This is a genomic window from Pedobacter anseongensis, assembly GCF_037482965.1.
GTDB lineage: Bacteria > Bacteroidota > Bacteroidia > Sphingobacteriales > Sphingobacteriaceae > Pedobacter > Pedobacter anseongensis.
This window is the reverse complement of the sequence record NZ_JBBHKB010000001.1, coordinates 728998-748819: the sequence shown is the minus strand read 5'-3', so window position 1 is coordinate 748819 and position 19822 is coordinate 728998. Positions and strand designations below refer to the sequence as shown.

Below are 19822 nucleotides of genomic sequence, written 5' to 3'. Positions count from 1 at the left end.
ATGACAGTAGCAATTCGACTTAGCTTAGGGTGCTACGATAACAATTATATGGAGAATCCTCCTAAAATACTCCATGAAATCAACTTGCTATTATATTCTGTTTATTTAAAAATCCTTTCTGCGCCTGTATTATCGTATAATCAATATATCTACCATAGCTGTAGATGTTGGATTTGAACTATTTACTGTAAATCCTGTTGCTGTTTTATTTGTAATCCAAAATACTTCTTCGGCATCACCAGTTGCTATAGCTAAATAATGCTCATCAGGTTCGTTTTCTCCTATAGTAGCAGGAACATTATTATAAGGAGGAGGTACTTCGGGGTTAAGCGAATAAATATGATTATTATCTATATCTATTTTATAAATATGTGAAGTATACGGGCCTACAGTTGTTACACTACCTAAATCAGACGGATATATTCCACCACCAACAATTTCTTTTTTCGGAAAAGGTGGGGTGTTAACACTATTTATTAATACATCTCTAACAAATAATACAGCTAATTCACTATCACCTTCAAACTGCCTTTGCAGCCTCATGTTTTTACCTGCTATTTTAATAGGTGATAAACATGGGGTTCTTTGAAGATGGACATCTGTAAAAAAGTCTCTATTGCTATTTTTAACTATTTTTAAATTATCAACAAAAAACGGCTCTGATAAGTAAGTTCCGGGCATAGCCATACGCCCCCCTATTACATCAGGAAATAGATCATTATTTAGACACGTATAATTGAAGATACCCCCAACCCCACCAACAACGGGTTGAAGATCGAATGGCTTATCGGTAATTCCAAATGCCCACTTGTTGTTTGCCATGTATAGATTTCTAATACTCGGATACGGAGTAACAGCTACCTTGCCCTGTAATAAACAGTTTGTAATTGAAGCATTATATGGCGCTCTGTCAGGATCACCGACCTGTATATGAATACCGTCTAATACTCCTGCTGGAACAGTATCGCAATGGTCGACTGATAAGTTACCTACATTACCTGCTAATATAAACCTACCTAGTACCTCTGATCTAATATCACTAATATGGAGCAAGTCGCAGTCTGCTTCAATATCTGCTCTACTATTAGAATAAGTAGAACCGCCTCTCCAAAAAACATTACCGACTTGAACTTTCATTCCAACTATACAGCCCCCAACATTCATCTGCGTAAACACATGGTTAAGTGTATTTAAGTCATTATTAATCCATCCGTAATCACAGTTGTGTATCTCTATCAAATGATATAAATTATCAGAAGCTGCTACACTAGGCTCACCATCTGAAGAACCTCCTACTTGCATTCCCTTGTGAAAACCTACTATAATAATTCTTTCAAATAATCCACCTAGACATTCTGTTCCAATACCTCCAAAACCCCCTTGATGCAGACCTACTGTTGTTCCTCTTACCCCTGTTTGGTTTACTAAATAAAAACCCTCAAATTTGAAATATTTATTTTGTCGTAAAAATATAGCAGTTTTATCCGAAGCACCTCTCCATCTTAAAAAGGTAGTTGAAGAACCCATACCTCTTATACTTACAGCAGTAGTAGATGGTACTTCTCCAAGGGCACCTACAATTAATGTATCATAAAAATCAAAAAAACCATTAGGTACTAAAACAGTACCTCCTTGATTTTGATCAGCTCTTGCAACATTAATTGTTGCTTGTATAGCAGGTGTATTATCAGTAAAAGCATCTCCAATGGCTCCGAACCAAGTTACATTGAATGTATTAGGCTCATCTAAAACTCTTTTATATCTTCTGCCTAATGTGTCAACTAAAACAGTACCTAAGTTGTCTACTGATGTTGTGTCTGTAGAGTCATATTCCCAAAGGCCCTCTTGTCCATTATTTGTAGTATATAAAATAGGTATGGGATCTACACTCGATAAAGCACGTACTTCTGCTATTGTTAATGTTTTAAGTCCTTTATTTTCCTCTATAAGTAACAGTAACGCCGCATCTGCTGCAGTACGATCGGTTATTTCTTGTTCAATATCTTCTTGAGCTACATCTGCTGTAGCTTGTGCAGTAAGTATTTTGCTATTTAGCTCGTCATCTATTGTATCTTGTGCAATACTTGTTCGATATGGGCTTAAGTCAATATCGGGCACTAATTTAAAAGGTACTTTGTTTTTATCGATTATATATAGATCAGCTCGATCATTATTCAAAGTTGATCGAACAAATATAATTTGAGTTTCTGCTCTTGAAGGTAGAAAAGGGTACCTAGTAGTATACTCTCCTAAAGTATTATATGGTCGCCAAATACCTCCTTCAAAAATACCATTTTTGTTGTCCAGTACTTTTGGTGAGGAAGTTTCAAGATTATCGTAAAGTACACCTAAAGCCATCTTAAGTTGTCGTTAAGCGTAAAGAACTGTTCAATATAGTAGGCCAATTAGTTATAAAAACTCGATACCCTGATATTGGGATGAAAGCGCCAAATAATAAATCAGGGCCGCCCATTCCTCCTTGATTCATTGGAAAATCAATGTCTTCAAAATGATTTGGAATTGGACCTGTATCTGGTATCGCTACGAAATTTCTTAGTAATTCATTGTTATTATTAAAGGGAACTATAATTTCTTCCCCAGGAACATAGGTGAATGGGGTGCCGGAAGTTATTTCATCAAGATTACTTGGCGATCCGGTTCCATAAAATATATTACCCTGAACAATTGGAATATAAACTGGGCCTCCAATAATTTCCATCATTTGGGTATAAAGCCCATAGGAAATTTCATCGTAATTATTAGAATTAATTTTGTGGTTTAAATCTCTTAAGATTTTTCCTAAACATTGGAAATTACATGGTAAATTTTTAAATCCACTAGCCCTGTCCGTATTATCATTAAAATCAATTAAGGAATAATACGATTTGCCCCTTTGAACATCTTCCAATATTTGGTTAGGAAATGCCATCAAGTGAAAGGATAAAGGAGTTTATAGCAAACTTCAACTGATTTTTTCCACCTTTCAACATTATTTTGATCATTTGGCGAATTAATCTGCATCGCCAATAATTTGAATGAAATCTTATTTAATGCCCTTTCGGTTTGTTCGTTACAAGCTGAACAATTAGATTGTTCATCTAGATAGCTCACCATTTCTAGTACGGTAGTTTCGACCGCATTGTAATCAGTAGAACCATCAAAAACATATTCTGGAAACTGCGACATATTTAGGGATTAATGAACTTATCAAAAATACCTAATAGCCTAGCCTATTGCTCTTTAAAGCGTATGAAATATAGTTCCTGTTAAATTTTGAATTGCCGATATAATAATCAGATTTGAGGAAAGATATGCGAATGAGAAGGTTATTAATAGGTTTTCTTTTGATTTCTATCATTTACTCCTGTAAAAAGAAAGAAGAAAATATTTCAGGAGACTTAAATGTTAGGATATCTGAATTTAATGATAACACAAAAATAAACATCTACATTACGGACCAGAATAATACAGTTGTTGTAAATGCGAAAAATGTAGGAAACAATGATGTTGTCAATACCGCTATAGTCAATAAAGGAGATATTCTGCAAATATCCATTCAAACCAACCTAAAAAAAGGAACTTCGCTTAACGAAGCTAATGGACGTGTTACTTTCCTATATAACAATAAAATTATTAATGATTTTAAGAGCAATTTTGGGTTAATTGGAGAATGGCCAGTATTTCCGCAAATAATTAATTCACTTATTGTTTCAGTATCCTATCGTATTTAACAGTTAAATCATTAAGTTTTTTCTGAATTTCAGCCAATTCCTTTTTACCGAGATCAATCCTAGTTTAACATCAATATTCTTTGAAGTGCGGTCGATACCGCCAAATATGCTTGAAGCATAGGAAGAAGCATATTGCTTGGCGGTAGATTTAGATTGTCTCCAAGCTTTTAATTTCTCAGCAACATAATCAGTTACCTTTGGGACAAATTTTTCTGTAAATCTATTTTCTGTTCTATCTATAAATTTCTGAGCCTCTGATATAAGTTTAAGTGGATTGAATATTGATTGAGAAATTATTTTGGCATCTGTATCTTCATCTGTTTTAGAAAGATCGGTTTCATTGCAGTCGATCTCAACTTTTGATTCTGGCATTGTTAATTCAACCTGGCCTTCGGTTTCTTTGAGGTCGGCAAGCTCTTGTTTAGCTTTAACTAAATCTTTCTGGGCTTCGCATAGCTCACTTACTTTATCATCAAATATTTTCTGCTGGTCAGCTTTATCGTCAAATAATGACTGTGTTTTATTATTACCAAATAAATCAGCCTGATTGTCTCGCAGGTTCTTAGCTAATTTTTCAGAAAGACGATTAACCTCTGTTTGGAGTGTGGTAACTTCTAGCTGTTTTTCATTAAGCTTTGATTGGGCTTTGTCTATTTTAACCTTTCCTTCACTTGTTGAAGTGTCAACGGAGGATTGCAAGGAGTTATTTTCGTCGGCCCCGATACTTTGCTCAGTTCCAGATTGTACCTCTGCATTAGGAGCAATATTTGTTCCCGTTACTTCTTCATTTACGGTTGTTCCGGCTGTGTCTCCGTTGACTGAAGTTTCTGTGATTCCAGAATTTCCTTCGCTTGTTCGTCCGTCATTCTGGCTATTGACTTGGCTGTTAGTATTGAGAGAGTTAGCTTTGCCCTGTTTTGATCGCTTAACTTTTTGTTCGGTTGTGGTTTTTGATCGTCCCGAAACTCCTGAGCTTCCTGCGGATTCATCTTCGCTAATTTCTTAGCGACTAATGTAGCTAGAATGGATTTAGCTTCCAGATCCTTCATGTTAGAAATAGTTTTTGCCTCTAAAAACTCTGGAATTACTTTAACATTATTTTGTTCAAATAGACCTGTACTTGAAACGTCATTTATATCCTCTTCAACTTTACCTTTAACAATATTTTTTCTAGCATTATACGTTCTGTAAAGCTTATCAATTAATGATATTGGAGCTACTATTACAATAGTGCTTAATATAGCCGCTAATAGACCTAAAAAATCCTGAACATTCTCCCGCCCATGGTACCAAAAATTTATTTCGAAAACGTCGTTGTAAAGAAACGTCCAAAGCCATGCCCATAGAAGTATTATGGCCAATAGAGCGAAAAATCCATAGGCATTTTTTAATGTTTCCTTATCCATGATTATTGAGAACCTACAACTGAAGTAAGAACATTAAATTTAGACAATTTTTGGGGTATTTTAAACAATTAACTAATTACTCTTAATATAGGCGACTTTATCAATTTTATTTTCAGTGTTCCTTTTAACATTGATATCCTGTCAATTCTTTTTCAGTATAGTTCTGATCACAAATCTATCACAGTAGCTTTATGTTCATCAATTTCGCGCAGCCTTCTGCAGAGTTCAGAAATACAATCGGAATAATTTACCAGTTGTATTTGTAGGCTTGTAGAGGATAAAGAACATACCCGCTGAGTAATAAGATTTTATTTGCTGAGTGCCGTATGGTTTGTTCGTATATTTAAATGTTATGATGAAATTTTTTATTCCGCTGACTTTTAAAGATGTATTCGCAAAAGAAGCACCAGGAGATTATTTCGCCCTTATTACCAAGTTTCCGAAAAATCTTCTTATGGCCCATCTGGCCTTTTTGATTGGAAAGTCAAATAGCTATTTGAATGCGGTGGTTAAAAGCAGTAGTATTGAGACACATAGGGAATTTTTGGCTCTTTTTAATCTGCCAGAGGAAATATCGATACGTACTCTAAGTTGTATAGAGGATCTTGGTGGAGCACATCGACTAATCTACTCTAGAGATACTATTTTATATGGGATGGAGGAGATACTTCAATCGAACTTGGAAGATTGCCCCGAAGTAGTAAAAGGTGATCAGGAGCTCACAAAGTCTTTGTTTTGTTATCTACTTTGTTTAAATGAAAGGTACATTAAATCTCGAAAATTGGAAGGCGACGTTACTATCGAACAGCTCAATGCTTCAATCCTTCCAGTTAATAATATTCCACGATATAATTCAATCACCTTATTTATTAAGGGAGTAAGACTTTTTAAAAAGATGTTAAGTGATCCAGTATATAAAAATTTGTTGAGCACATATATACTAGATGAATATAATTGCACAGTGAATCAGTACATTGGATTCTTTCTACGTTGGGGGGAAAGCGGAACAAATATTATTATTGATGAGGATCAAACAGAATACACGATTTTTAAACGATTATCTCAATATAAAATGGATAAAGCCGAAACTCAAAGGCTGTCTTCCGTAAGAATTTCTCCAGTGTATCAGGTAAGTAAAAACAATTTTATAATTCTAGATAAATCTCTGTTTCTAGGCAAAATGTATTACCAGTTCATTTACGAATTTTGGTTTAACTGTGTCAAAATAAATAGCATATCCGTGAAAACCTATTTTGGTTGGATAGGTAAATTCTTTGAAAATTATACTGTAGAATTGTTGAAACAACTCTTTCAATTTACCAAACATCCCATCCCCATAGGACTATCTGAACTAAACTATAAGAACATTAAAGGAGACAATGAATTTGCAGATTTCTATGCTAGACAAAACAGAAAACTAGTGTTTGCCGAAATCAAGTTGGGCAACCTAAGTGATGAGGAACGATACTCAGGTAATGTTGATGGCTTATATGCCAAAGGCGAAGTAAATTTTTATGATTGTTTAAGACAGTTGGAGGATTCAATCAATAACCTAAAAATTCTTCAAATGCACTTTGATCCAAAGCTCGAAGTGGGAAGACATTTAACAATTTATCCTATTTGCGTGTTCAATGACAAAATTTACGATTTTGGCTTTATGAAAATAACCTTTGATAAAAAATGGGAAGAAATAAGAAAACGGTCATCGGGTTTAAATATAAAGCCATTGATAATCCTTCAGATTGAAGAGTTAGAATCGTTAGTTTTCCGGCTTAATGATCAATCTAAAAATATTTCTGTCTGGGATGCTTTAGATGCTTTTTGCATACGAAAAAAAGGTGCAAGAAGTTTCAGCTGGGCCAAATTGGAAAACATGCCCTTAAGCTATCCGCAAAATATAGTTGAGGAACTACAGTGGTATCTAGATGTCTATAAAATTAGCTAGAATGTTGAAAATTCTAAATAACCCAAAACAATTAATTTCAAAACAAATCAATTTTAAAAAACCAATTTGGCATAATATCTTAAACTACTACCTGAACCACACAATGTACTACTGTCGCCTCAATTTTTTTAATTTTTTTAATTTTTTTTGAGCCTATAACTTGAACTATTGAATTCATTAATTTGGTTTTACTCTATTCGTAGGGGGTGGGTGCAGTTGCCAGCTTATTTTTTTATGCATCTGCATTCACACAGTTACTATAGGGGCCATGGGCATAAGAAAAGTCTACCGGAATCGCAATTATCCGACCCGGGTGGCTTCGATCCATCGGAAAAACAAACAGCCAATCCAATTCAATCAATTAACTAATTACATACTAATATGCGCCAACTAATTTCAAATCTAATCACATTGCAATCCTGCAAGGATTCAACACACAAATCACATGCTTGCCGTACAGCTCATGGGATGGCTTTCTATAAGCGCTTGACAAACACACGCACCACAATACGCACCATTTCGATTGATTAACAGCGTATTGTGAGAAATAAGAAGTATAATAATTCCTGAATAATTTGTATTTTTATGTTTATATGCTCATCGAACTAGACAGTAAGCGCCATCAACACCCGCAGCCACAAAATTCGTTACCCATATATAGCTTTGGTTATGTTGGGCCATTTTATTCAATAAGATTGAAAGAATTTAAAAAAGTGTTCAATTATAGATTCAACAATCTTCATTGTGCTAGAGCCACAAGTATAACACTTTTTCACTTACTAAATTATCGACGATGTTTACAAACTAATATAGCCGATACATATGGTTTAAGTACTCCTCTGATAAAAAAGGTAATTGCTATTTTATTAGAACTTGGACTCATTAATTCTTATCCTACGAAACGAGTCACTAACATTGGTGTAAGAGTAAACTTAATAGATTATGCAATTACCTTAACGGGTAAAGATAAGACGATGGTGTTGGGGGAGTTATTACAAAATATAGTTAATGGTTTAAAACAACACAAGCCTGTGACTCTATAAATTTTGAATCGAATTCAATATTTCTAAATTTTTAAAGCTATACCCTTTCACGGGATGCCTATTACACCTTAAAAATGCTGTAAGATATTATTGTCGAAATTTGAGCAGCAATAAACTTTAGTACAGTCTTTTAATTTTTTGTTTTATAGAATGTGGTAGTTGTTTAATAATGCGATTCAAACTTAATCTCAAAAATCATAAATTGGAAAATAAAAAAAGTAATGCCCTTTAAATTGAATATGATAAAGTAAACTCAAGCTTTAAGCGTTGTTTCGGTTCACTTTTGCTATCAGTAACATTTCTTCTAGCATTGTATTCGTAGAGTATATTGTCTCAATGGCAAGTTCAATATTGTTCATTACACTATCGTGGTATAACGTCCATTTGGTGCTTCTGCGGATTAAGGATAAATTATGATCGTTGAAGGCTACTTCATTCATCTGTTTCATTCTGTCACTGTAGTCCTTTAATGGTACATCGCCGAACATAATGTTACCCCTGCTTTCATATAAGGATGTTATCCTAGCTAAAGATTCTTCGGTGACCTTTTGCCCCCAGATGAATCTATCTTCAAGATATTTTAGTTTTTCGGAATGTGGAGCGATGTGTTCTTTGTTGTAAGTTTTAAAACCTAACCACAAGGCTATAACAGCCAATAGTACACCTATAATTTCGAGCATTTATAAAACTACGTATTTTTATACTAAAATCACATTGGTTAAATTAATACATAGATGCCCTTTAAAGTTGCGATTTTATTGTTTTTTTATTAATCCATGCTTCAACATCGGTTCTTCTGTAGGTAATATCTCTAAGCCCGAGTTTTTCATATGATAGATCGCCTTTGCTTCTGGCAACCCTTTGAGTATAGGGACTAATTCCATACTCACGATTTATGTCTTCGATTGTCATCGTTTCGCTCTTCTCAATTGGTCTATTGGTTATGAGTTTAGATAGCTCATTAAGGTGCCAAAATAGCCTTTTTTCGAATATTTCGAGGTCTTTTTTCGTTAATAAATCTATTTCCACGATACAGGTTTTAAATTTAAAGGCTCAAGGTATTAAGTCTTGAGCCTGATTTGCTTTAAAATGATTAGTAATTATTTAGTTAGTTTTTTAAGTAGTTCAGGATTTTTAATTGAGTTTCCCAGTATGGTAATTTCAGGTTGTTCTAGAACATATAAGGGTGTTATTGTCCTATTGCCTCTGCAGCAACTTACATAGGTACCCTCAATCATATTAATTACGGTTGTTTCAAAATCACCATCAAATTCGGTTTTAATCACATCTCCCAGAAATATAGGATTACCATATTTATCTTTATAGGGTGTAGATGGAACTTTTACTCCGTTTATTTCAATAATTTCAGGAATAAAAAATCCAGTTTTTTGTTTAGCGCTTTTTTTGCTTTGGCTAGTAATTACTAATAAAGTAATTGGTGCGGTCGTGGTTTTCTCTGTTTGCATTTGAGTAAAGTTTTAATAGTACGCGTCCAGTCACCGCAAACAGAGACGAGGTTAATCGTTTTCGTTTCCGGACTCGCACCGGTATGCCGGAACGCGTATTAGGTTTTTAATATGTTTTGAAATAAGGGGGAAACCCTCACCTCTGTTTGCATCAGCTAAGTACGGAACAATAAATGAATAATGCAAATTATTTTCAATAAAATTTAAGTTAATTAATTGATAGTCAAATAATTATAAACTGTGTTTATATAATTATAACAATTGTTATCCGATAATAATGCATGTGATATTTACTATTCATGTAATCGCACATAATCAGGTGTTTAAGCCTCTTTGCCTTAGAATTCCAATTTATTTGACAGGAATGTAATATATAATTTATTTTTCTGTCAATCTTTTGAGCAGTTTCATTAAAAGTCAAATAAAGAAATTGAACTCTCGAGGTATTTACTTACCGCCGCAATTATTTTGCTAACCGCAAACAAAGATTATAGCATATAATCATAAGAGCAAAAGAAAAAACTGCTGCAGCTTATAGAAGCTAACCAGAGTCTTAATGAATAATTTGATCCTGGGAATTTCGAAACAAAACTAGATGCTTTAATAGGTAGTGTAGAGATTAAAAAGAGGTGGCAATAATTATTTGAAAACCTTTTGGCAGAAATAAGAACGAAATCTTTATGGTTATTCTTTGTACATCTTAAATTATAATAATGGGTGCTTTTATTCTTTTTGGTATATTTGTAGTGTATATCGAATGGTCAGGATGCGGTTCGGCCGTAAAGCTGGAAGTAGATTTATTTACATCAGAGCGCCTGAATGAGCTTTACAATCGTAAATTGAATAATATATATTATTAAGTCTTTGGATAAAATAATTAAAGTATTGGGCTTATGAACGGTCTAAGCCTAGATATTTAATAGAATTTTTGATTATAGGTTCATTAGTGGGTTTTAAAATTATCAATTACCGTGGCAGAAATAAGAACACCATTGGCGCGGATTGCCAGGTCGTAAAAATTAGGAATTGTTTTATTTCAAATTGCCATTAATTACCTTACTCTACCCAACAAGCTATTTTCTATTTACTAATGAGCCTGTCAGCTATATGTCTTAAATTAACATTTCAATCTAGAAATATATATCAACTATAGCTCTGTAAATCTGAGGAAATCTCATCGTACCAAGGAGAAATTGTGAATTATTGGATGCCTTAAGAGTGGTTAAAGGGTGTACTTACAGGGCATTGTCAAATGTACTTTTTAGGTTTTACGATTTGATTCGTACAATCTATCTTCATTTACGCAGGCAAATATTCTTAAAATAAGCTTAAACCTGATTGCATTTAAGACTAACATTTTATTTTTCCCTTCGACCTCTGTTTTGCGATGGTAATATTCTTTGATATCGGGTACGAATCGTTTTGCTAATACGGCACACGTATGAAGCAATGCCTTCATTTGCTTGTTTGCTAAATGGGATGTTTTTGCGGGCTTTTTCATCGATGTTCCTGATTCTTGTGGAAAGGGGGCAACGCCTGAATAACAAGCAAATTTCTTTGGATTTGAGATATTTTTAAATTCATTTGTTGTTATTAAAATTTGCAAGGCCGTAACTTCGCCAACACAAGGAACGGAAATTATCTGCTCCATGATGCGCTTTAATCTTTCGTCAGATAACCAAGTTGCCCGAATGGAGGCTTCAATATCTGCAATGTCAATTTTCAAAGCGATCATGCTTCTTGAGCACAACCGATTGCTTTCCTTAATTAAACCCGTCTTAATAAACCCTACATTTTCTTTTAAAGGATTACTTAAGGCTAAATTAAGTGATACTAATCGTGTTCTTAACGTTGTTAAATTTCTTAGCTGCTCAATAATATCTCGCTTACCTTTCCAAAAATTTAGAATGTCTCTAGACTTATAGATGTATAAAGCAATCCTTCCGGCGTCAATCTCATCTGTCTTGCCCCTAATACCTCCTAATGAATTTTTAATGTGGTAGGCATTCTCTACAACAAAATTAGCCTTAATCTTGGTCAATGTTTCTATCAATGGATTGCAGTAGACACCCGTATTTTCCATACCAAATATTGCATTTGGAATGTGAAAACCCTCTAAATTTTTGTATTTGTCGATCAATTGCGTGATTTCGATATTTGTATTACCTATCTTATTATGTAACAACTGCTTGGTACCCTTAAGTAATACAAAGTCTAAGCTAACCTTAGATACATCAATCCCAATGTAAAATGAGTACTTTTTCGATTTCATAAAATTTCTTAAATTAACCTCTGCAGACAGGTTATTCTTTCAGTCATTAGGTCTAACTCCTCGAACGGTACTTAATCCACCTGCCTGCTTTTAATTGTTCAATATAAATCTAAGCTCTTAGTTCAACTTATAGGTCTTACCTAGCCATATCCGTTAGTCTCTCTTAAAAATATATTAAAAATTAAAATCGAGGTTCATAGTTTAAAACAAATACTCCATCACAAAGTTTCTTAATTCAAATCATCCTGGATTTTGTCCTTTAAATAAATATAGCAATGATCGCAAAATATATTTTTTGATATCCAGCAACGTCTTTCAACTCCACTTGAAAACAAGCTCTGCACATCGTAAAAATTGTTCGAATCAAAAAATTCTGGCTCTATTCTTCCATCTTTGATTACAAATTGTAGGCGGTAAAACTAAGGATGCTGGGGATTAGATTTGGGAGGTATTGAAGGAGTTGGATGGGTAAAATATTTACACTTAGCCGTGTTTGCAAATCAACTTTAGTAATTACCTTTTATCAGTTAAGTAATTACTTATATAATGCTAAGTAATTACCTCGCAAACTATTTGAATCGCCGATTTTATCCCTCACCACAAAAAAATAAAATATATTTAACAATTATTTTTAAAATATATTTTATTGCTATTAACAATAAAAATTAGGTTTAAACCAAAATTTGAGGGTTATTCGCAAATTGATTTCTGTATATACACTTTTCAAACTTGGTCTAGACCGTGATTCGGCAGGTGAGATATTTGGAATATTCAAAATTTTGTTATAATTTAATTGTTACTTAAAGTGATTGCGATCAGTGCATTTGTGTTTTACACATATTTTTTAATGTATATTGATATATTAGAAAGATGTTATAATTTTGCGACCCCCCTAATAACAGACTATGAGTAACAATATAATTTTACAAAACCTTATTAGAGTTGCGTCAGACATGCTTTCTCAATTTAGTACTGATGAACCTCTAATTAGCGATGAAACAAAGGAAATTCTTAACAACGAGGAAAGTCGGGTACAACTCATCGAAGCTCTAAAGCATCCAAAAAATGGGCCAGTTACGATTACACTTAATGGTAAAGAGCATATTTATTTCGTAGAATCATAGTTCGTGGAATTAAATGTTGCTTTTAATACGCTGATTGCAGTGATGATGGCAATATTCCCAGGTTTTCTCTTTCGTAAATTCTACTATAGAGGCGAGTTCACAAAACAATTTTACCAGTCCAATCAGATAGACAAGCTTCTTTGGAATATCTTTTTTAGTTTTGTAACCATAGCATTTACTATTTCCTCACTATACCTTTTCAAAACGGCATTTGGGACTAACGTACTGGAATCAATTAGCTATGAAAATATTAAAAATATAACTGATGCATTAGCAAAAAATAACATGCCGGCGAGGGATGTTATGAAGCAATCGTACGAAGACATTATATTGATAGTAGCGTCAATTTACTTCTTTTCATGTTTTTTCGGTTATATGCTTCACTGGCTAGTTAGAGTTCTGAAACTAGACGCGAGGTTTCAGTTAGTTCGTTTTAAAAATTATTGGTATTACTTTTTCCATGGCGGTAAAATCCTTTTTAAAAATACTTCTGACAAAAAGTTTGCTTTCGCGCAAGCTGACGTATTATGCGAGTTTTCTGGGAAGATAAAAATATTTTCGGGTATCGTTTCACAATACACAATAAACAGGGATGATAATGCCTTAGAAAATATATTTTTAACCGAGACAAACGTTTTGGATTATGAGGACCAGGATGAAGAAAAGAAAATTTCAATCCCGGGCACATTGTTTTGTATACCCAATAAAAATATCATCAATATAAATCTCCGTTATTATTACGAAGATGAGACGGTCAAAACCCTTAGAGGAGTAATTGCATTTGTGGTCAATATAATATTCTTTATTTCGCTTTTAGCAATACTTATTTCACTATTTTTTGATTTATCTGATTTTGGTATAATAACTGCAAAAGCGAAGTTTTTTTATGCGTTTTGGGCGTTTTTTGGACTATTACAATTTAGAATACTTTGTGGCTTTATTCGAAAGCCGATGACGATGTTTCGAGTTGTGGGGACAGCTTTATTTATTTTATCGGCATATTTATGGATCAGGTACGTTGCCGATAATTTGAATTTTTGGATACCGCTAATTACAACGGTAATTGCAGTAATTGTCATTGCGATCGACACACCTCATAAAGATGATACAGGAGAGTGATAAATACTTCTAGTACTGTTAGTTAATCTCAATTATTTTGGGGCTAATCCCTTCTTGAAGTTGTTTTCGAGAAATAGGTATTATAAAGGCTATTTCAAAACTAGTTGTGCAGGATCCAGGGACATATATTGCTTAACAAATACACCTGGCCTAAGGATTTCCTCAATAACGATAATACACCTCAAGAGTTTTTATCGAAAGGATCAGAAGTGTTGTACTTGGCGTAGTGCTGTAATGCCTCTCTAAATTCGTTAAATTTATTCTCAAAATAGTCATCATCAAAAATACTTTTATCTACGAAATCAGTACGGCGGAATTCTATTAAATCCCCAGCCATTAAGGGCACTCCCGAAAACTCATAAGTTACTTGTCTACTTGATATCTTATTTATAATTGAAATTTGCTTAATGCAAATATAACCAATACTTATAATGAGTTTTTATGAGGGTGTTTCAAATAGTTACATCATTAACAGATTGGTATAATGAAATCACATCTCATGCTCTTCAATCAATTCGCCTATTTGTTGAGCTAAGTCATTAGTAATTGCCATACCGGTCCACTTGATGCCTGAGTGACCAGAAATTGGAGTTATTGACCCTAATACCTCAGTTCCTTTAGCAACCTGGTAGTCTATTTTATCTTTCAATGTGGTTATGGTATAGGTTTCACCTCCTAAGTTTACATTAAATGATTCCATTATATTGCTTCGATTATTTCGGGTATGTTACTATCAACAGTTTTACTGCTTAAGATGTTTGAAACTTGATGTGCTGCCATATCACTGTCATCACAACCATGCATTAATTCTTGAATAGATGATTTTGGCAAATCATTTGATAGCCAAGCATCAATATTGTTATTGTCAATCATCAACGGCATTCTTTTGGCACTATTGTGAATATCTGCCATTAGTGTATTGGCTTCAGTAGTAATGATGGAAAAAGTAGTATGTTGATCTCGGGTTGCAGGATCTATCCAATGAGAGTACACGCCGGCAAGATTAAAGAACTCGCTTTCCTTTGGATGGATGTAATGTGGCACTTTTACACTGCCCTCGTGCTTCCATTCAAAAAAACCTGTTACGGGCACAATGCATCTGCGTTTCATTATCGAATCACGAAACGATGGTTTGGCAAATATTTCCTCTGATTTTGCATTTAATGTTTGGTTTCTCAGTTTCTTTGCGTCCTCCCAGGTTTTAACCCAAAATGGAATTAATCCCCAACTATAAAGATTTATTGACTTGCCATTGTCTACAGATAAGACTGCCATATTTGGATGAGCGAACCCGTTTGCATGATAGAAAGGCTGATGCTTTGCTTCATCTGGAAAAGGCGCATTATACTTAATTGCAATCTGATTTCCTTTAGCTTTTACGGACGCATGGTAACACATATTTAAAATTCTTTTATTCTAAATTAAAGATTTTATATATGTGTTTTCATTATCTATGGATTTTTTTGATTTTATTTCTCTCTATAATTCAGTTAGGAACATATACGTTGTATTTAAACCTGTTCTTTAATTTAATATCGATCATATCTAATATAGCATGTTGATCCTCAATAGTAGACTCGAGGTCAATAAGGGAAACTTTCCATCCGTTATAGTAATATACAACCATACCCCAAAAGTAATTGTCAACCATAATCTGATATACAGTTCCACCTTACATTAATTTTAAACTGACGTTCTTATCACCTTCTAAAAATGAGCCTATAAATTTGATATCCATGGAGACAAAAATGCAATGACTTTGGATTAAAGTAAAATCGACTTACTAACATAGGGTTGACTCCAAGGGCTTAATATTCCACTAATTCGCAAACAACATTATAAATTGGTTTACCATCATTATTTCTAGCTACCTCAGAATATTAGAAAGCAGTAGTAAATTGCTTAACTTTACTACTGGAATTAACTTGGACTTAATGCAAGATTTTCGAATACCATCTTCTGAAGACACGGCTCACGCTGCATTAAGAGGGACCCTTGCGGCAACCTTCGGTTCTCTTCCATTCTTCGGCCCATACACAATGGAAGTTTTCGATATGCTTGTAACTTCTCCGCTCGCAAAACGACGGGATCAAATCATTTTAGATATCCAAGCCGACTTAATTAGGTTAAATGACAAAGGCACAATCGACCTATCTCAATTATCTAAGAATGAGAAATTCCTTGATACTATTTTGTTGGCAATAAATTTCGCAACCCGAACCAGCCAGAAGGAAAAGATTGCCGCATTTAAAAACTGTATAATTAATGCTGCAATAGGCATAGGTCCAAACGAATCGATTTCTCATCTAGTTTTGAACTTGATTAATGAACTAACCGTGTGGCATCTAATTATCCTAAAATTTATAGACACCAGATCGCTAGCTGCACACAAGGATTTTTTAGTAAGGTATGACCAAGGCGCAGGAGTATCCAAAGAATTTGAGAAGGGAGGGAAAGAACTCTTGTTTTCAAGCCATCCTGAGTTAGCTGAAGATCCAAAACTTTTTGATTACATCCGTAGAGATTTAATGATTAGAAAATTGGTAATCACCGATATGATGGATTTTAAAGGCGCAGGTGTTGGGTTTGGAGTTGACTTTTTAGGTCGAGAGTTAATGGATTTTATTACCCTGAATGATCCATTACCAGAAAGTGAATGGTAACGGCAATAGCTCGCACTTTGGATTATAGGATCTTATCCCGAAAAAGCAGAATGAGCGAAATTCCAATTTAAAAGGGAGGCTTAACTAATCCAGTTCTGAACGACAAAAAGCCTAAGCTATTTTATTACTTATCTAACTTGGAAGCCTGACCATAGATATGTTTATATTTTTTATCCAATATCTGATCAAATTTAATGTAAATGCGATGTAGGTTTTCGACCGACATTGGGGTCACGGCTGCCCAGTATCCTGGTACTGTTATAGTAGATTTTATTATTGAAGTTGATGTGATTATTTGCTCAAAAGCCTGTATGAGGTCATTGTCCATTAAATCATGAAAGGTTAATGCCAGTTTTGCATTTTCTTCGATCCGTTCAATCAATACCGCATACACCTGAAAGTAATTGGAGAATTCTCCGTACAATACAATAGCTTTTGGGAAGAACTTTGGCTTGTCCAGTGGGTTGATAGCTGCCATCGCCTCTTTAAATCTCTCATAACCCGGCAATAGCGGCTTCGCATCTTTATCTCGCAATTCTGTGTGCGGGAATAAGGTTGACATTAGTATATTGATATCCCTTTGGATATTACCTGTTGGATTCCGTATAAGTGAAAAAGCTTTTACTCTTTTTATTTCCTTTGGGTATTGAACATTAATGAAGAAAAATATGATGCTGGCTGTAAATGAGTAGCAAAGTTTCAAGTATATATCACCAACGGCATAAAGACTTTGATTTGGAGCTGGCCAGTTTTTCAATAAAAGCTCAATTAATAGTACAGAACCAAAAGAAATAATAAATAGTATTAAGATTTCTATTCTTAATGATCTTACAGCAGTGGTTATAATCCAAGGAGTGCGATTTTCTTTCATTTAACTAATATAGAAAAATCGAGTCATAATTCTTGGTTCACATTACGGAACACGCCATTTTCGCTGTCCAGTTACAATTTGTAGGTTCAATTAGTAGGATGTGTATTTTAGATTGTTTAAAAAACCAATTCTTTTTATAATCTCATTTATCCTTATGAAATTAACGGCATTATTTTTAAAGACTTCATCTTGATTTTTAATCCTTACCGCGGTCCCTGCCATACAAACCATTAGCATTGCTTTCGCCCCTCCTACTTCGGCATATTCAATATCAGTTGGTATAATACCATTACCTCCGAGCATAGCTGCTTTGTAGCGCAATTGGTTTTTACAATTTAGTTCACCACCTGACAACTTCGCATTTAACGAATTTGATTGGGTTCCTAGAAAATCTGCCCAACTAGAGGATAATTCCGTGAATAAGCCAGTACCTGCGACTGATTGAGAGCTAACCATTTCAATCACTTCGTAATCCCAATTTAAGGGACTGTGGGCGGTAATTATTGGTACAATCCTAATTAGCAGCTGCAGCTCTTTCACTAGCGCATCTTTCTCTTCTATAGCATTACTTACGAATTTACCTATCGATTTTGGTGCGCAACCTGAGCAATATGCTTCGGATTTATTTTCAATAAATAGGTTAATAAAATCCCTCGTTTTATCATCTACAATAATCTTAGTAGACATTAAGCCATTAAGTTTGTCCCCACAATTAGGACATGTTTTTAATTCCATAATTAAAGCGTATTAGTATCTTTTCCTATAACTACCTCAATTTGTGATTGTGTGAGCCTGTTATTTTCTTCAAGGGAGTTATATATGCTCCTTAATAATTGGGTTTGCTCATCCTGCTTTTTAATAATTACTTCGACCTTCCAGTACCAAAGAAATAATTGCCTTAATACGAGAAAGATAGCAATACATATACCAATCCCAATAAGGAATACCACGATACTGCCCGCGGTTGAATTGCCTGGTTCACTATAAGCCTGCCCGAAGGAAACTAACGGCAACAAAGCCAGTAGCGTTAAAATTATTCTTTTCATAGGAGTTTTAATTTAGTTTAACCTCCAAGTTAGTGAATACATTCTCAATTGAAGTAATTATTTTAATTGCTGCGGTACTTGAAACCGAAATGGCTTTGGGATAGTAATTATTCCCAAAAAGTTATAAACAAAAATCACTATCGCAGCAATTTATTTAACATTGTAAAATGACTGTAAATAATAGTAAATTTGCACTCAAGAAAGAGCAATGTTTGCAATTATGTGTTCAATACAGATTAAAAAATAACAATATTAAATTGATAATCAAATAGTTATAGAAATATGAATTTTCCATCAGAATTAAAATACACCAAAGACCACGAGTGGGTTAAAGTTGAAGGCAGCAACGCTACAATTGGTATTACTGATTTTGCGCAACGCGAGTTGGGCGACATTGTTTATATTGATATTAATAGCGTCGGAAGTGAAGTAGCAAAAGAGGAAGTTTTTGGTACCGTAGAAGCGGTTAAAACGGTTTCTGATCTATTTATGCCTTTAACAGCAACAGTTACTGAAATTAACGCTGCACTGAACGACAAACCAGAATTGGTAAATACCGATCCGTATGGTGAAGGATGGATGGTTAAAGTTACTTTAGCTGATGCGGCAGAAGTAGACGGATTATTAAGCGCAGAAGACTATAAAGCTTTGGTGGGCGCATAAGATGATTAATTTTAAGGTGCTAAAATACCAAACCTGGGCCATCATCTGGTCTGTCGTGATTTTAGTGCTTTGCAATATGCCAATAGCTGATCTCGACGATAAAGAAAGTTTTTTCTTCACAGGCTTTGATAAGATGGTACACTTGGGGTTTTTCTATGTGTTAGCTGTGTTATTGTTTTACGGAAAAATAAATTATCAGCACAACTATAGCTTTAGATCATTAACGGTTTTTAAGATTGTGCTTATTTCTGCGGCTTTAGGTGGTGCAATAGAACTTTTGCAATGGAAGGTTTTTACCTATAGATCGGCAGAGTGGTGGGATTTTAGTTGCGATATGATTGGCACTGGAATGGGCATATTTAGTTATATCTTATTGCATAAATCGAACTACACTCCACAAAAGGTTTAATTTACTACTGATTTTAATCCCTTAATTTGGGCAGTGTACGCGGCACTGTTAAAATTGTTGTCGT

General features: G+C 34.2%; 24 protein-coding genes. 9 read left to right on the top strand and 15 right to left on the bottom strand.

Annotation, left to right across the window (positions count from 1 at the left end; all coding sequences use genetic code 11):
- Nucleotides 1-129: 129 nt before the first annotated feature.
- Genes WG904_RS03460 through WG904_RS03450 form a run of 3 tightly spaced genes read right to left on the bottom strand, consistent with a single transcriptional unit; the run spans nucleotide 130 to nucleotide 3186 of the window.
- On the bottom strand, nucleotides 130-2358 hold the full coding sequence (locus WG904_RS03460) for a putative phage tail protein (protein WP_339577890.1): 2229 nt from the start codon (nucleotides 2356-2358) through the stop codon (nucleotides 130-132).
- Between the two features lies 1 nt (nucleotide 2359).
- Nucleotides 2360-2929, bottom strand: a complete 570-nt coding sequence (locus WG904_RS03455) for a hypothetical protein (RefSeq protein ID WP_339577889.1) — start codon at nucleotides 2927-2929, stop codon at nucleotides 2360-2362.
- The gene (locus WG904_RS03450) at nucleotides 2929-3186 is read right to left on the bottom strand and encodes a hypothetical protein (protein WP_339577888.1); all 258 of its coding nucleotides are present in this window, start codon (nucleotides 3184-3186) and stop codon (nucleotides 2929-2931) included. The genes WG904_RS03455 and WG904_RS03450 overlap by 1 nt, the downstream gene beginning before the upstream one ends.
- 131 nt (nucleotides 3187-3317) lie before the next feature.
- Between WG904_RS03450 and WG904_RS03445 the strand changes: the two genes are divergently transcribed.
- Complete coding sequence (locus WG904_RS03445) at nucleotides 3318-3731, top strand: hypothetical protein (RefSeq protein ID WP_339577887.1); 414 nt, start codon at nucleotides 3318-3320, stop codon at nucleotides 3729-3731.
- A gap of 3 nt (nucleotides 3732-3734) precedes the next feature.
- Here the strand turns inward: WG904_RS03445 and WG904_RS03440 are convergent, their stop codons facing one another.
- Nucleotides 3735-4430: a hypothetical protein gene (locus WG904_RS03440; protein ID WP_339577886.1), complete on the bottom strand. Its 696-nt coding sequence runs from the start codon at nucleotides 4428-4430 to the stop codon at nucleotides 3735-3737.
- Between the two features lie 89 nt (nucleotides 4431-4519).
- Nucleotides 4520-5137: a hypothetical protein gene (locus WG904_RS03435; RefSeq protein ID WP_339577885.1), complete on the bottom strand. Its 618-nt coding sequence runs from the start codon at nucleotides 5135-5137 to the stop codon at nucleotides 4520-4522.
- Between the two features lie 352 nt (nucleotides 5138-5489).
- On the opposite strand from WG904_RS03435, the gene WG904_RS03430 reads away from it, so the two are divergent.
- Together WG904_RS03430 and WG904_RS03425 are read left to right on the top strand one after the other, a co-directional pair.
- Nucleotides 5490-7082 carry a hypothetical protein gene (locus WG904_RS03430; RefSeq protein WP_339577884.1) on the top strand — a complete coding sequence of 531 codons (1593 nt, stop codon included), beginning with the start codon at nucleotides 5490-5492 and terminating at the stop codon, nucleotides 7080-7082.
- A gap of 695 nt (nucleotides 7083-7777) precedes the next feature.
- The gene (locus tag WG904_RS03425) at nucleotides 7778-8125 is read left to right on the top strand and encodes a hypothetical protein (protein ID WP_339577883.1); all 348 of its coding nucleotides are present in this window, start codon (nucleotides 7778-7780) and stop codon (nucleotides 8123-8125) included.
- Between the two features lie 260 nt (nucleotides 8126-8385).
- Here the strand turns inward: WG904_RS03425 and WG904_RS03420 are convergent, their stop codons facing one another.
- The 3 genes from WG904_RS03420 to WG904_RS03410 all read right to left on the bottom strand — a co-directional run bounded on the left by WG904_RS03420 (nucleotide 8386) and on the right by WG904_RS03410 (nucleotide 9591).
- Nucleotides 8386-8805 carry a hypothetical protein gene (locus tag WG904_RS03420; protein WP_339577882.1) on the bottom strand — a complete coding sequence of 140 codons (420 nt, stop codon included), beginning with the start codon at nucleotides 8803-8805 and terminating at the stop codon, nucleotides 8386-8388.
- A 61-nt stretch (nucleotides 8806-8866) separates the two neighbouring features.
- A complete protein-coding gene (locus WG904_RS03415) occupies nucleotides 8867-9154 on the bottom strand; it encodes a hypothetical protein (RefSeq protein ID WP_339577881.1) in 288 nt (95 codons plus the stop codon).
- Nucleotides 9155-9225: 71 nt separating this feature from the next.
- Entirely contained in the window at nucleotides 9226-9591 is a 366-nt protein-coding gene (locus tag WG904_RS03410) for a YopX family protein (protein ID WP_339577880.1), read from the bottom strand.
- 713 nt (nucleotides 9592-10304) lie between these two features.
- On the opposite strand from WG904_RS03410, the gene WG904_RS03405 reads away from it, so the two are divergent.
- Complete coding sequence (locus WG904_RS03405; RefSeq protein ID WP_339577879.1) at nucleotides 10305-10451, top strand: hypothetical protein; 147 nt, start codon at nucleotides 10305-10307, stop codon at nucleotides 10449-10451.
- A 401-nt stretch (nucleotides 10452-10852) separates the two neighbouring features.
- Here the strand turns inward: WG904_RS03405 and WG904_RS03400 are convergent, their stop codons facing one another.
- Nucleotides 10853-11863 (bottom strand): IS110 family transposase, encoded by a 1011-nt coding sequence (locus WG904_RS03400; RefSeq protein ID WP_339577878.1) that lies wholly within the window; start codon nucleotides 11861-11863, stop codon nucleotides 10853-10855.
- A gap of 905 nt (nucleotides 11864-12768) precedes the next feature.
- Here WG904_RS03400 and WG904_RS03395 point away from each other — a divergent pair.
- Both WG904_RS03395 and WG904_RS03390 read left to right on the top strand, forming a co-directional pair.
- Nucleotides 12769-12987: a hypothetical protein gene (locus tag WG904_RS03395; protein ID WP_339577877.1), complete on the top strand. Its 219-nt coding sequence runs from the start codon at nucleotides 12769-12771 to the stop codon at nucleotides 12985-12987.
- A gap of 3 nt (nucleotides 12988-12990) precedes the next feature.
- A complete protein-coding gene (locus tag WG904_RS03390) occupies nucleotides 12991-14106 on the top strand; it encodes a hypothetical protein (RefSeq protein ID WP_339577876.1) in 1116 nt (371 codons plus the stop codon).
- A gap of 181 nt (nucleotides 14107-14287) precedes the next feature.
- On the opposite strand, the gene WG904_RS03385 is transcribed toward WG904_RS03390, so the two are convergent.
- The 3 genes from WG904_RS03385 to WG904_RS03375 all read right to left on the bottom strand — a co-directional run bounded on the left by WG904_RS03385 (nucleotide 14288) and on the right by WG904_RS03375 (nucleotide 15504).
- Nucleotides 14288-14443 carry a hypothetical protein gene (locus tag WG904_RS03385; protein WP_339577875.1) on the bottom strand — a complete coding sequence of 52 codons (156 nt, stop codon included), beginning with the start codon at nucleotides 14441-14443 and terminating at the stop codon, nucleotides 14288-14290.
- A gap of 153 nt (nucleotides 14444-14596) precedes the next feature.
- Nucleotides 14597-14806, bottom strand: a complete 210-nt coding sequence (locus WG904_RS03380) for a hypothetical protein (RefSeq protein WP_339577874.1) — start codon at nucleotides 14804-14806, stop codon at nucleotides 14597-14599.
- Nucleotides 14806-15504, bottom strand: a complete 699-nt coding sequence (locus WG904_RS03375) for an SOS response-associated peptidase (RefSeq protein ID WP_339577873.1) — start codon at nucleotides 15502-15504, stop codon at nucleotides 14806-14808. Before WG904_RS03375 ends, WG904_RS03380 begins: the two co-directional genes overlap by 1 nt.
- A 536-nt stretch (nucleotides 15505-16040) precedes the next feature.
- On the opposite strand from WG904_RS03375, the gene WG904_RS03370 reads away from it, so the two are divergent.
- Nucleotides 16041-16769: a hypothetical protein gene (locus tag WG904_RS03370; protein ID WP_339577872.1), complete on the top strand. Its 729-nt coding sequence runs from the start codon at nucleotides 16041-16043 to the stop codon at nucleotides 16767-16769.
- 124 nt (nucleotides 16770-16893) lie between these two features.
- On the opposite strand, the gene WG904_RS03365 is transcribed toward WG904_RS03370, so the two are convergent.
- From WG904_RS03365 to WG904_RS03355, 3 genes are all read right to left on the bottom strand, one after another.
- Nucleotides 16894-17640, bottom strand: coding sequence for a hypothetical protein (locus WG904_RS03365; RefSeq protein ID WP_339577871.1), 747 nt, complete (start codon nucleotides 17638-17640; stop codon nucleotides 16894-16896).
- A 90-nt stretch (nucleotides 17641-17730) separates the two neighbouring features.
- Nucleotides 17731-18375: a heavy metal-binding domain-containing protein gene (locus WG904_RS03360; protein ID WP_339577870.1), complete on the bottom strand. Its 645-nt coding sequence runs from the start codon at nucleotides 18373-18375 to the stop codon at nucleotides 17731-17733.
- 2 nt (nucleotides 18376-18377) lie between these two features.
- A complete protein-coding gene (locus tag WG904_RS03355; RefSeq protein ID WP_339577869.1) occupies nucleotides 18378-18686 on the bottom strand; it encodes a hypothetical protein in 309 nt (102 codons plus the stop codon).
- 282 nt (nucleotides 18687-18968) lie between these two features.
- Here WG904_RS03355 and gcvH point away from each other — a divergent pair, with 282 nt between their 5' ends.
- Complete coding sequence (gcvH, locus tag WG904_RS03350; protein ID WP_339577868.1) at nucleotides 18969-19349, top strand: glycine cleavage system protein GcvH; 381 nt, start codon at nucleotides 18969-18971, stop codon at nucleotides 19347-19349.
- Nucleotide 19350: 1 nt separating this feature from the next.
- Complete coding sequence (locus WG904_RS03345) at nucleotides 19351-19758, top strand: VanZ family protein (RefSeq protein ID WP_339577867.1); 408 nt, start codon at nucleotides 19351-19353, stop codon at nucleotides 19756-19758.
- The last annotated feature ends 64 nt before the right edge of the window (nucleotides 19759-19822 follow it).